Source organism: Flavobacterium panacis (genome assembly GCF_024649945.1).
Classification (GTDB): Bacteria; Bacteroidota; Bacteroidia; order Flavobacteriales; family Flavobacteriaceae; genus Flavobacterium; species Flavobacterium panacis.
Genome location: NZ_JANKMS010000012.1, coordinates 39781 through 53611, shown reverse-complemented (window position 1 = coordinate 53611; position 13831 = coordinate 39781). Strand labels below are relative to the sequence as shown.

At 33.1% G+C, this 13831-nt stretch carries 10 protein-coding genes and 1 tRNA gene; 7 read left to right on the top strand and 4 right to left on the bottom strand.

The annotated features are described in order from the left end of the window. Nucleotides 1-62 precede the first annotated feature (62 nt). The 6 genes from panB to ypfJ all read left to right on the top strand — a co-directional run bounded on the left by panB (nt 63) and on the right by ypfJ (nt 9262). Nucleotides 63-881 carry a 3-methyl-2-oxobutanoate hydroxymethyltransferase gene (panB, locus tag NQQ59_RS21395; RefSeq protein ID WP_144218887.1) on the top strand — a complete coding sequence of 273 codons (819 nt, stop codon included), beginning with the start codon at nt 63-65 and terminating at the stop codon, nt 879-881. 176 nt (nt 882-1057) lie between these two features. Then, nucleotides 1058-1747, top strand: a complete 690-nt coding sequence (locus NQQ59_RS21390) for an RluA family pseudouridine synthase (RefSeq protein WP_144218885.1) — start codon at nt 1058-1060, stop codon at nt 1745-1747. Nucleotides 1748-1823: 76 nt separating this feature from the next. Continuing rightward, entirely contained in the window at nt 1824-3152 is a 1329-nt protein-coding gene (locus tag NQQ59_RS21385; RefSeq protein WP_144218883.1) for an aldehyde dehydrogenase, read from the top strand. 121 nt (nt 3153-3273) lie between these two features. Further along, the gene (locus NQQ59_RS21380; RefSeq protein WP_144218881.1) at nt 3274-4062 is read left to right on the top strand and encodes a hypothetical protein; all 789 of its coding nucleotides are present in this window, start codon (nt 3274-3276) and stop codon (nt 4060-4062) included. Nucleotides 4063-4155: 93 nt separating this feature from the next. Then, nucleotides 4156-8208 carry a PAS domain S-box protein gene (locus NQQ59_RS21375; protein WP_144218878.1) on the top strand — a complete coding sequence of 1351 codons (4053 nt, stop codon included), beginning with the start codon at nt 4156-4158 and terminating at the stop codon, nt 8206-8208. Nucleotides 8209-8407: 199 nt separating this feature from the next. Continuing rightward, nucleotides 8408-9262 (top strand): KPN_02809 family neutral zinc metallopeptidase, encoded by an 855-nt coding sequence (gene ypfJ, locus NQQ59_RS21370; protein ID WP_144218876.1) that lies wholly within the window; start codon nt 8408-8410, stop codon nt 9260-9262. A 219-nt stretch (nt 9263-9481) separates the two neighbouring features. Here the strand turns inward: ypfJ and NQQ59_RS21365 are convergent. The 4 genes from NQQ59_RS21365 to NQQ59_RS21350 all read right to left on the bottom strand — a co-directional run bounded on the left by NQQ59_RS21365 (nt 9482) and on the right by NQQ59_RS21350 (nt 11960). Then, a tRNA-His gene (locus NQQ59_RS21365) sits at nt 9482-9555 on the bottom strand. A gap of 79 nt (nt 9556-9634) precedes the next feature. Further along, entirely contained in the window at nt 9635-10351 is a 717-nt protein-coding gene (gene bshB1, locus NQQ59_RS21360; RefSeq protein ID WP_144218874.1) for a bacillithiol biosynthesis deacetylase BshB1, read from the bottom strand. A gap of 109 nt (nt 10352-10460) precedes the next feature. After that, a complete protein-coding gene (locus NQQ59_RS21355) occupies nt 10461-11525 on the bottom strand; it encodes a chorismate-binding protein (protein ID WP_144218872.1) in 1065 nt (354 codons plus the stop codon). A 3-nt stretch (nt 11526-11528) separates the two neighbouring features. After that, nucleotides 11529-11960 (bottom strand): PaaI family thioesterase, encoded by a 432-nt coding sequence (locus NQQ59_RS21350; RefSeq protein ID WP_144218870.1) that lies wholly within the window; start codon nt 11958-11960, stop codon nt 11529-11531. Nucleotides 11961-12232: 272 nt separating this feature from the next. Here NQQ59_RS21350 and NQQ59_RS21345 point away from each other — a divergent pair, with 272 nt between their 5' ends. After that, nucleotides 12233-13744 (top strand): hypothetical protein, encoded by a 1512-nt coding sequence (locus tag NQQ59_RS21345; protein WP_144218868.1) that lies wholly within the window; start codon nt 12233-12235, stop codon nt 13742-13744. Nucleotides 13745-13831: the final 87 nt, after the last annotated feature.

Here is a 13831-nt window from a genome sequence, read left to right as displayed (position 1 = left end):
TATTATTGCTGATTCCTGTTTTACAATTATTCAATACTTTTACAATATCAAAAAAAAATAAAATGTCAGTAGCAAAGAAAGATTATAAAAGAATCACAACAAAGTCATTAATTGAAATGAAAAGCAATGGAGAAAAAATCTCTATGCTTACTGCATACGATTATACAATGGCTAAAATTGTTGACACTGCAGGTGTTGATGTAATTTTGGTTGGAGATTCTGCATCAAATGTTATGGCTGGTCACGAAACGACACTGCCAATTACGCTAGATCAAATGATTTATCATGCTTCATCTGTAGTTCGTGCTGTTGAAAGAGCTTTGGTTGTGGTAGATTTACCTTTTGGTAGTTATCAATCAGATCCTAAAGAAGCGCTGCGTTCTTCTATCAGAATAATGAAAGAAAGTGGCGGGCATGCAGTGAAATTAGAAGGTGGAAAAGAAATTAAAGAATCTATTAAAAAAATATTACATGCCGGAATTCCTGTTATGGGACATTTAGGTTTAACACCACAATCTATTTACAAATTCGGTACTTACAGTGTTCGCGCAAAAGAAGAGGAAGAAGCTGAAAAATTAATCGAAGACGCACAAATGTTAGAGAAAATCGGATGTTTTGCTGTTGTTTTAGAAAAAATCCCTGCAGATCTTGCTAAGAAAGTAGCCGACAGTATTTCGATTCCCGTAATCGGAATTGGAGCCGGAGGTGGTGTTGACGGTCAGGTTTTAGTAATTCACGATATGTTGGGAATGAATAACGAGTTCAGTCCACGTTTCTTACGTCGTTACTTAAATCTTTACGAAGAAATGACTAAAGCAATCGGTCAATATGCAGCGGATGTAAAATCTAGTGATTTCCCTAACGAAAAAGAACAATACTAAAAAAGGTCCTAAGGCTCTAAGATGCTAAGGTTCTGAGTTTTTTAGGCTCAAAGCAACAGAGGAACAAAGAAACAAAGATAATTGCCTCCAGCTTTAGCTGGAGGTTCTTTTTACAACAATATCAAAGGCTTTAGCCAAACTTCTCAATCTAAAATCTGAAATCTAAAATTCTTTTAATGAAAATCATTTCTCATAAAGACAACTTACAAATATTACACGAAGACAATCACATTATTGTGGTTAACAAACGTGTTGGCGATATTGTACAGGGAGATAAAACGGGCGACAAACCTTTATCTGATATTGTGAAAGAATATATCAAAGTTAAATACAACAAACCTGGAGATGTCTTTTTGGGTGTAATTCATCGTTTGGATCGACCTACAACAGGAATTGTAGTTTTTGCCCGAACAAGCAAAGCTTTATCCAGAATGAATGAGCTGTTTAGTAATCGTGAAACTAAAAAAACATATTGGGCTGTTGTGAAAAACAAACCAAAAGAAGCAAAAGCAAAGTTGGTTCATTATTTAAAAAGAAACGAAAAAAACAATACTTCGAAAGCACATTTAAAAGAAGTTCCTGATAGTAAATTAGCAAGTTTAGATTACACCATTATCAAAGAGCTTCAGAATTACACTGCTTTAGAAATCAATTTACATACAGGGCGTCATCATCAGATTCGAGCGCAGTTATCGGCAATCGGATCTCCAATCAAAGGTGATTTAAAATATGGAGCAGACCGAAGTAATCCTGATGGAGGCATTCATCTTCATGCTAGAAAACTTACTTTTGTTCATCCTGTTTCAAAAGAAGATATTACAATTATTGCTCCAACTCCAGAAGATCCGATTTGGAATGCTGTATGATTTTTATGATTTAATTGTTAATTTTTAAATTTTTATCGATTAACTTGCATAGAGAAAAAACAAGCGGATCGAAAAAATGGATTATAAAAGTGACATCAGATATCGAAAAGAAACACTGAAAAAGTTATTATATAACATTCAGAAAAGCGAAGATTTAATCATCAAAGCTTTATACGATGACTTTCAAAAACCGGAGTTTGAAGCTGTTGTTACCGAAACCCATTATGTAATATCAGAACTTAAAGACGTAATCAAAAACATGAATTCCTGGGCAAAACCCAAACGTGTTTTTCCGTCTCTTCTTAATTTTCCTTCCAGCGATTATATTTACAAAGAACCTTATGGTCATGTTTTGATCATTGCTCCTTGGAATTATCCTTTTCAATTAGCTTTATGCCCTTTGATTGCTGCTGTTGCCGCAGGAAACAAAGTTGCTCTAAAACCTTCTGAACTTACACCAAACACCTCTGCTATAATCGCAAAAATTATAGAAAAAACATTTCACATTAATCATGTAGAAGTTTTTGAAGGTGGTATAGAAGTTTCAAACAAATTACTGGCCCAGCGCTGGGATTATATATTTTTTACAGGAAGTGTTGCTGTTGGTAAAATTGTTGCAAAAGCAGCAGCTGAAAACCTAACTCCCGTTACATTAGAATTAGGCGGAAAAAACCCGTGCGTTGTTGACGAGACAGCAGATTTAAAACTTGCAGCCAAAAGAATTGTCTGGGGAAAATTTATCAATGCCGGACAAACTTGTATTGCACCTGATTACATATTGATTCAAAAAAATATGAAAGTCAATTTTATTACCTATTTAATTGAAGAAATCATTAAAGCTTACGGAAAAAAAATAGACAAATCACCTGATTTTGCCAGAATTATAAATACCAAAAACTGGTATCGTTTAACCAATATGATTCAAGGTGAGCATATTTTGTTTGGCGGAGAAAGCGATGCCAACAAACTTTATATTGCCCCAACTTTACTTGAAGAACCCGATTTGGAGAGTCCAGTAATGAAAGAAGAAATCTTTGGACCTATTCTACCAATTCTTATTTATGAAAATGAAAATGACATCGAAAACGTCATCAGTCGTTATGAGAAACCTCTTTCATTTTATATTTTTAGCGAAAATAAATCATTCACAAAAAAATTAATTTCAAAATACTCTTTTGGAGGCGGATGTGTTAATGATACAGTCGTTCATTTTTCTAATAAAAGATTGCCTTTTGGCGGTGTTGGACAAAGTGGAATCGGCGCATACCACGGCCAGCTTAGCTTTGATACATTTTCGCATCATAAAGCTATTGTAAAAAAAGGAAACTGGCTCGATTTGCCCATGCGTTACGCACCTTACAAAGATAAACTAGCTTCTATTAAACGAGTTTTAGACTGGATATAAATGCGTTAGAATCATTTTAGAATGTTTTAGAGATTTTTATATGGAATTGATTAAAAATACTATATTTACGTCAAGATACCCGTATCTTATTACAAGTCAATAAAACAATTTTACATATAAAATGAAATCTACCCTTGACCAAATTGAGGACATTAAAAAAAATGGCTATTCCCTTGATTTTGCTACAGTTTTTAATCATGCCTTTGAAAATTATAAAAAAATAGCACTTTACTCTGGACTTATCATTCTGGTTTTTTCTATTCTTGCAGCAATGGCCTTTATGGGAATAATGATTGCTTACTTTGGAATAGGAAGTCTTACTAGAGATTTTTTAATGGATTTAGAAAACCAACAATTCACCTCAATTGAACTGGTAATACAAACTTTTGTAGTTTCTGCAATTGCAGGAATCACAGCTCCGTTTGGTGCAGGTTTTTTAAAAATGGCAGATTCTGCAGACAAAGACATTCAATTTAATGTTTCCACTATTTTCACTTATTACAAAGCACCTTATTTAGGGCAAATTTTTGTTGCTGCCTTTATCCCTGCTCTTGTAGGAACTGCACTTTCTAATTTTATTGACAGCTTTGAAGTTTTATACGTTGGAAATGTAATTTCATTCATGGTCTCTTATTTTATGTATCTGTCGATTCCATTAATCGTATTCGGAAACTTAAATGCAATTGACGCCATCAAATCAAGTATTACGGTTGTTACCAAAAATCCGCTTAACATATTTGCATTTTTCATCATAGGTTTTATTGGTTCGCTTATCGGTATTTTCGGATGTTGCATCGGAATTATCTTTACTGTTGTCTTTAACAGCTCTATGATTTATGCAACTTATTTTGGGATTTTCGGTATAAATGCTGAAGAAGAAGATTCAATTGATTCAATTGGACAAATGTAGATTAAACAGAAAATATGTTTTTAAGAGAAATTAACCAATTCTCTTAAAGGTTTTTCAAAAAGACGTTTACTAAACCAACATACCCCAAAATCTATGGCCGCAGACTATAGTTTTTTCAATTCGGTTGTTTCAGGTATTTCCAGTATTGGTAATACCTTCAAATCAATTATGACCGCATGGTATGTATTTCATTCTGATATTATTTTTTATAATAATCCTAAGCTTATTGTCTTAGGATTATCTCTTTTTGCATTTCTTTCTCTTTTAGTTTACCAGTTTTTTAAAATCAAAGCAAAGATTGGGTATTTCATTGAAAAAAAGAAAGAACACGATACCAATAGCAAAGAATACCAACTTTACATTCTCTTTTTTGGTATTGCAGTAATTGTAATCGAAATCATTAATGAAATTTTTAAAATAAGGCCTAAAAGCCTCTTATTTATAAATGTCTCAATTGGTGTTGGCGTTCTTTTAATTTATTCGATAACAGATAGAATAAAATGGTTTAGAGATCATATTCAGCAGATTTTTATTTTCTGTTTCTTTATTTACATCTCCTATGTAGCATTCAATATTGTGATGCTTTCTAGTGATGTTGTCCCTATTATCGTTTTTTTAATTTCCTTTTTCTTCTCCTACAGCATTCTTAAGCCCATCAAAATTTACTGGTTCTTTGTCGGACTTACTTTTCTGTTTTTAATTTCTACAGTAACTTTTCAACTCATTCCTGTAAAGTCTTCCATTTTATTGATTAATTTCTGTATTCTCATCTTCATTATTAATCAGGTAAAATATGCTGTTTTATTAAACAATCGTGACAATTTCAGGTTTGCAAATGAAATTGTCCATAAAGGAAATTCACTTACAATTGCTTCAAATCAAAAAGGCGAAATCCTGTTCTGCAGTGAAACCATTACATCAATTTTAGGTTATCAGCCAGAAGAAGTAATGGGACTTAAATTCTGGGAACTAACTCAGGATACCGAATTCAATCAAAAATTGAATCCCGTAAACAATACTGAAAACAAACTTTATATTAGAAAATTAAAAAGTGAAAACGGAGAATTTAAATACATTCAGTGGAAAGACAAAAAATTCTCAGACGATTTAATTATCAGTATTGGTCAAGATGTAACAGAGCAGATAATTGTTCAGGATCAGTATAAAAATCTAATTCAGACTGCAACAGATATCATTTTCGAAATTGACGCTGAAGGTCATTTTACTTTTATAAATGAATTTGGCTTTTCAATTCTTGGTTACTCTGAAAATGAAATCATTAAAAAACATTATTCCAATATCATTCACGAACATTACATCAAAAGTGCTGCTGACTTTTATGAAAATTTAGTTCTTAACGACAATAATTATCCTGTAATTGAAATCCCTATTTTAAAGAAAAACGGGGAAGAAATATGGATTTCACAAAAAATTATTGTTCGCAAAAATGATCTCGGACTCACAACGGGTTTCTCTGGAATTGCAAGGGATATCACTGAGAAAAAAAACATTGAAAAAGAGAAAAAAAGACGTCTCAAAAAAATCGAAGCCTACAACAATTCGACCAAAAGATTATCAACAACCGATTTTAGTAAATACGACAAACTAAACACCGTTATTGATCTCATTCTAAAAGAAGCTGCTTTAATCAGTCGTGCTAATCGTGTAAGTTTCTGGAAATATCACAAAGACATCATTACATGTAAAAACCTTTTCAGTCTTGACAATCAAAATCTAAGTGATAAGAATATTTTAAACAAAGAATCGTATCCTATTTATTTTGAGACTTTAAGCAACAAAGCCATTATCAATGCGCCAGATGTATTCAATAAACTAGAAACGTCTGAATTTCAAAAATTATATTTTACCAAAAACAACATTAAGTCCATGCTGGATGTCCCTATTTTTCTAACGGGTCAGCTGGCTGGAGTTGTTTGTTTTGAAAGCACTGAAAGAAAACGAGAATGGGATAATGAAGACATTAATTATGCCCGAACGATCTCAGATGTAATTTCGCTTGCCATTTCTTCTCAAATGCGTTTAGAAGCAGAAAGAAAATTAGAATTTAAAAGTCAGCTTTTGTCTGCCCTTTCTTTATGTACCGAAAAATTCCTGCTAAGTAAAACAACACAGCAAATGTTTCAGGAAACCTATGATATTATTGGAAAAGCAGCCAAAGTAGATCATATGTATTATTACGAAAAAGATCCGATTTACAATACTGTCAGTCAAAAATACAAATGGTCGCGAGAAGGCATCGAACATCAAATTACGCCTTTACGTCACATGACCGAAGAAAACCTAAAAGAAATCTATGAAGCAGCCCAACAGAAAAAAATTCTGAATACACTAACCCGCCACTTAGACGAAGGTTTTTTCAAGACACTTTTAATCAATAATGAAATCAAATCTATTTTGATTTTACCGCTTTATATCAATGATATTTTTACCGGTTTTATTGGTTTCGATGATTGTACAAAAGAAAAAAATTGGTCTGAAGATGAGATTTATATTTTTCAGGTATTGGCCAATAACATTTCATCGGCTTTAGAAAGAAATAGAAATGAAACTAAAATTGTTGAAAGCGAAGAAAAATTCAAACTGATTGCCAACAATATCCCTGGAACCGTTTATTTGTCAAAATTTGATGCATTCTCTACGAAAATCTTCCTAAATGATGAAGTTTTAAATTTAACTGGATATTCAAAATCAGAATTTATAGAAAACAATTTATCGTTCCTTTCTCTAATTCACCATGATGACAAAGAAGAAGTCATCAACAACCAAATTGATAATCTACAAAAAGGAATGCCTTTACATAATGTATATCGCATTAAACGTAAATCGGGCGAATATATTTGGGTAGAAGAATTTGGAGATGTAATTAAAAGAGATGATGAAATTGAATTTGTTGGAGGAATCTACTTCGACATCACCAACAAAAAAGAAATTGAAGACGCCATAAAAGCCAAACAATTAGCAGAAGCGGCAAACAAATCTAAATCTGATTTCTTAGCCAATATGTCTCACGAAATTAGAACTCCTCTTAACGGAATTATCGGATTTACGCATTTGTTGATGAAAACAGAACTGGAGGAAATTCAGGAAAAATACATGACAACCATTAATCAGTCGGCGCATTCGCTGCTTGAAATCATTAATGACATTCTGGATTTCTCTAAAATTGAAGCTGGAAAACTAGAGCTTTTTATTGATCTTTATGATATTAAAAAAGTATTAGGACAAGTTTTTGATCTAATTGTTTACGAATCCAATCAAAAGAATCTTGAACTTGAACTCAACATCGATTCTGATGTTCCTAAATACATCTGGACTGATATCGTAAGAATCAAACAAATCCTGATTAATCTTCTTTCAAATGCTGTAAAATTTACAACTGAAGGTTCCATAAAACTAAATGTTTCTGTTTTAGAAAAAAAGAAAAACAACAATTGCATTATTCGTTTTTCTGTAGTAGATACAGGAATTGGTATTCTTGAAAAGAACCAAAAGAAAATTTTTAAAGCATTTTCACAGGAAGATAGCTCTACAACGAGAAAATTTGGAGGAACCGGTTTAGGTCTTACCATTTCAAATCAGCTACTTGCTTTAATGGAAAGTCGTTTACAACTTGAAAGTAAAATTAACGAAGGAAGTAATTTCTTCTTCGATTTAAATTTAAAAACAAGCAACCAAAGCATTAACGACAAATACAATGCTGAACTCAAAAGCTTAAACATTGAAGTAGATTCTGAAAATATTGAACCTAATGAAAACAATATTACTTTTTTAATTGTAGAAGACAACAAAGTGAACATGCTGCTTCTAAAAACAATTATAAAAAATCTTTACAACAATGCTTATATCCATGAATGTGAAAATGGATATGAAGCCATCCAACAGTTTGAAAAAATAAACCCAACTATTGTTTTCATGGATATCCAGATGCCAATTATGAATGGCTATGAAACCACAAAAGCAATACGAAATACTAAAAAAGGACGAGATATTCCTATTATCGCAGTTACGGCAGGAGCCGAAAAAGACGAAAAAAACAAATGCATTTCAGCCGGAATGGACGACTACATTTCCAAACCTATTATGAAAGGAAGTGTTGAAGAAACCTTAATTAAGTGGCTTGGCTAATTTTTTTTTAGTTTACAGTCGAAGATATCAGATTTCAGAAAAAACTATTAACCGTGACAGAGACTGTGACTGTGACTGTGACTGTGACTGTGACTGCAACAGCGACTGAAAACTAAAATCTATCTAAATCTAAAATTTATCATAAAAAATCTATAAATTCGTACATCCCTTTTGATAATAAATTAAAAAACAATTCAGTATGAAATGGCAAGGCAGAAGACAAAGTGATAACGTAGAAGATCGAAGATCTATTTCTGGCGGTGGTAAAGCGCTAGTCGGCGGTGGCGTTATTGGGATTATTATTCTACTACTTAATGTTTTTGGTGGCGAAACCGGACAACAAATAGCTCCAATTTTGGAACAAATGCAGGGCGGACAATCACAACAAACAGAGGCTGCTGCACCGTTAAGTAAAGAAGATGAAGAAATGGGGAATTTTGTTAGAGTTGTTTTAGCAGATAACGAAGACATTTGGAGCAAGATTTTCGCAGAACATGGTATGACATACGAAAAACCAAAATTAGTACTTTTTAAAGGAGGCGTTCAAACCGCATGTGGAGGTGCCTCATCAGCATCAGGACCTTTTTATTGCCCAGGTGACCGAAAAGTGTATATGGATCTTGGCTTTTTTGAAGAATTGAAAACAAAATTTGGCGCAAAAGGAGGCGATTTTGCGATTGCTTATGTAATTGCGCATGAAATTGGCCACCACATACAAACTTTGCTTGGAACGTCTGCAAAAATGCGTCAAGAGCAACAAGGAAAGAGCGAAGCTCAGGCCAATAAATTATCTGTAGCTTTAGAATTACAAGCCGATTTTTATGCTGGAGTTTGGGCACATTACAATCAGGAAAATTTAGACACAGGCGATATTGAAGAAGCGTTAAGTGCCGCAAATGCTGTCGGTGACGATGCCATTCAGAGTAAAATGCAGGGACATGTTGTTCCAGATTCCTTTACGCATGGAACTTCAGAACAAAGAATGTATTGGTTTAAAAAAGGGTACAAAACCGGAGATATTAAACAAGGAACTACATTTGAAGAAATCAGATAATCCAATAAAACCAAATATATTAACCACCAGAAAAGCATGACTTAATCGTCGTGCTTTTTTTATTTAAACCATATAAGTGATATAAGTCATTTTAGATATGCTTTAAATTAAGCTTATTACAAAGAAGTAAAACTTAGATTACTTGTATGAAATTATATAGCTCAAAAGAAAAATATAAGTACAAAAAAAGCCTTGAATTTCTTCAAGGCTTTCTATCTGGGTGGCTGACCGGGTTCGAACCGGCGACCCGCGGCACCACAAACCGCTACTCTAACCAGCTGAGCTACAACCACCATTTTTCTGCTTAGCGAGTGCAAATATAGAACAAAGGTTCAGTTCTACAAAGAAAAAAATGAAAAATTTTTATAAAATTTAAATCAAATTATCTAAGCTACTGACTGCCAAACACCTTTCAACAGTAAAACCTTCTGCAAAATCTTTCCCAACCAGTCTTCCTAGGTCTTGCGCACGATAATTTAAGCTCTCAAAAAAGTTTTTACTTGTAATTGGCGTTGCAGGTTCATTTGAATTCGGATCATAAAATTGCGTTTTATAAGCCATAATCGCTTCAATTTTCTTCTCTTCGAATCCTGTGATGTCTACCACGAAATCCGGTTCAATGTTTTTCCACTGAATATAATGATACACTATTTTAGGTCTCCATGCTTCTTGTTGCACTCCATCGATCGAAGTTTCAATTTTCATCAAACCTGAAAGGAAACAAGCGTCAGAAACTAATTTACTTCCTTTTCCGTGATCAATATGACGATCATCGATTGCATTGCACAATACAATTTCAGGTTTGTACTTACGAATCATTTTAATGACTTCTAATTGATGCTTTTCATCATTAACGAAAAAACCATCACGCATCGCTAAATTTTCGCGTACTAAAACCCCTAAAATCTTTGCAGCATCTTTTGCTTCCTGATCTCTGGTTTCTGCCGTACCACGCGTTCCCAATTCGCCACGCGTTAAATCTACAATCCCTACTTTTTTCCCAAGGGAAACTTCTTTTAAAATTGTTCCAGCACAACCTAATTCTACATCGTCCGGATGTGCACCAAATGCTAATATATCTAGTTTCATATTTTTTAAATATCAATTTCAAAAATCAATTTCAAAAATCAATTTCAATAACAATACTGAAAAAATCAAATTGATCTTTTGTCGATTTCTTTATTCTATTTTCTTTATTCTATTTTCTTAAAACTCTTTTCATCGTCATCGACTTGTTGACGCTTTCTTCCCATTCTTTCTCAGGAATACTTTCTTTTGTGATACCGCAGCCCATGTACAAAATCGCTTTGTCTTCCTGAATCTGCATGCATCGTAAATTTACGAATAAATCAGAACTCGTATTAGTTTCTGTAAAAGTGCTGTTTAATTCCCCCAGAAAACCCGTATAGAAAGTCCTTTCGTAATTTTCATTTTCTAAAATAAATACTTTTGATTTCTTTTTTGGAAGTCCGCAAACGGCTGGTGTTGGGTGTAAAGTATCGATAACTTCTTCTAAAGTTGAATTCTCCTTTAGAACTCCAGCAATATCCGTTTTAATATGCCAGATCGATCCCGCTTTTAAACTGTAAGGTTCAGAAACTACAACCGAAGCGGTAAATTCTCGAAGTCTTTTTACGATAAAATCAGTTACAAATTGCTGTTCGTCTTTTTCTTTTTGTTGCCAAACAATTTCAGTTTCCTGATTATCTTTTTGTGTTCCTGCCAAAGCCATGGTTTCAAAAGCATTTCCATTTGCTTTTAACAACTTTTCAGGAGTTGCTCCCATCCAAAGTCCAATTTTTGGATGAAAGAAACAATAACAGAAAGTCGCAGAATATAACTGAACCAAATGCTGAAAAGTTTCAACAAAATCAAATTCAGACAAAGGCACTTCTTCGCTTCGCGATAAAACGACTTTTTTGAATTCTTCATTTTTTATGGCTTGAATTCCTTGAGCAACTAAATATTCATATTGAAATTTCGCTTCAGGATCAAAACTCAAATCATCAATTTCGATTGGTTCGAATGAAGTTGCTTCTTTTTCAGTCGTAATAATTTCTGATTCATTTTCAGGAATCAGAACTAGTTGTTTTTCATCAAAAGAGGCAAAAACAAATCCTTTTTCACTGTAATCAGAAACAGTATGTAAAATATTATTTTGTTGTAAAATCCCGACAAGATTTGTTGTGTTGGGTTTTGAATAAAGTACAAAAGGTAAATTTTGTTCTTTATGATTTTTAATTTTTAAGAAAAATGGATTCATAATTTACTCACTTTTCTTTCTATCCAAAACAATATTCGTCAGTTTGCAAAGCGAAACCAGATTTCCTTCTTCATCGATAATTTTAATTTCCCAAAGATGAAGACTTCTTCCTTTGTGAATAATTCTGGCGGTTCCGAAAACATAACCTTCACGAATACTTTTTAGATGATTTGCCGAAATTTCGATGCCTCTTACCTCCTGCTCTTTCGGATTGATAAAAAAGAAAGAAGCGGCACTCCCAACGCTTTCTGCCAAAGCAACAGAAGCGCCTCCATGAAGCAATCCCATTGGTTGGTGAACACTTGGATTTACAGGCATTTTTGCAGTTAAAAAATCTTCTCCGGCGTCGATATATTCAATTTTCAGCGTTTCCATTAATGTGTTTTTAGAAAACTCATTACAGCGCGCCAAAATCTGCTCTTTTGTATGATTCATTAAAATAAACTTTAAAATCGTAAAATTAAAGAAAGATAAGACATAAATCTAAAATCCGATTCTAAAATTTAAAATTCAACTTCAAAGCTGTAGGTTTTTTGTTATTTTTACAAAAACAATCAGAATCAATCTTTGGCATTTTTTTGGCCACAGATTACACAGATTAATTTTTGTTTGCCACGAATTACACCAATTTGCACTAATTTAAATTCGGAGAATTCGTGTAATTCGTGGCAAAAAAGCCCTTAATCTGTGGCAAAAAAACTATATAAATGCGTCAATATTTTACTCTTTTCATTCTTGCAATACTTATAACTTTCAGTTCTTGTCGAACTGACTTTGATACCGTTGCTAGTACTGGAAATTTGAAGTTCTCCAGAGACACTGTTTATTTAGATACCGTTTTTAAAAATATTGGATCAAGCACTTATCAATTGAAAGTCTATAATCAAAGTAAAAATGACATTTCGATTCCTGTTGTACAATTCAAAAAAGGCTTAAGTTCAAAATACCGTATGACTGTTGACGGAATGAGCGGAACAGATGGAAAAATCTTTAAAGATGTTACGCTTTTAGCAAAAGACAGCTTGTATATTTTTATTGAAACTACTGCTGATATTACAGATGCCAATCCAACTGATTTTTTGTATACTGATGAAATCCAGTTTGACAGCGGTGCCAATCTTCAAGAAGTCGCTTTGGTTACTTTAATTCAGGATGCCATTTTCTTCTATCCAAATCAAAATGCTGATGGTTCAAAAGAAAAAATAAAAATAGACGGCAAAGATGTGGATGGTTTTTACTTAAGCGAAAATGATCCAACAAACGGAAATGAACTTCTTTTTACCAAACAAAAACCATACGTCATTTATGGATATGCAGGAGTTCCCGAAAATAAAACGATAACTTTTGAAGCTGGTGCACGAATCCATTTTCATGCTAATTCCGGTTTATATGTTGGAAAAAATGCTTCGCTTCAAATTAATGGAACTGCTTCAACAAATGAAAAATTAGAAAATGAAGTAATTTTCGAAGGTGATCGTTTAGAATCGCTTTATTCTGATATTCCTGGGCAATGGAAATCGGTGATTTTTGAAAAAGGAAGTACCAATCATTCCATTAATCATCTTACCTTAAAAAATGCCGTTACTGGCTTAGATTTTAGAAGTCCTTTAAATACCGTTCAAATTAAAAACTCACAAATTTACAATTGTGTGGAAAACGGAATTCTAGCACAAAACACTCAAATCATTGGAGAAAATCTTGTCATTAATTATGCAGGACTTGCTAGTTTAGCTGTCGTTTATGGTGGAAATTATAAGTTTACCCATTGTACTTTTAATAATAACTGGTCAGGTCCATCCCAATTTGCTGTAAGTTTAAGCAATTCGCTAGCTGGAGCAGCTCCAGAAACAAATGCGTTGACTCAGGCAACTTTTAACAATTGTATCCTTTACGGTTCGGCTACAAATGAATTTAACTTAATCAAAAATACAGCTGCTCCCTTTGTTTATCAATTAAATAATTGTCTTTTAAAATTCAGCAGTTCTACAACAAATCCTGATTATCAATTCAAAACCGACACAGAACATTACACAAACATTATTTTGAATGAAAATCCGAAGTATTATAATGCTTCTCAAAATAAATTCAATATTGATAAAACTTCCTCCGCTTTCGCGAAAGGAAATCAGTCCTATATCATTACGACAGATATTTTAGGAATTTCCAGAACTTCTCCTCCCGATTTGGGAGCTTATCAGAGTCAGGACTTTCCGAAATAGATGAGCTATAAGTTGAGATAAATGTCTTTCATAACAGGATTCGTTTGGCATTAAAAGTCAAAAAATAATCATGGCTTAACATGTTTT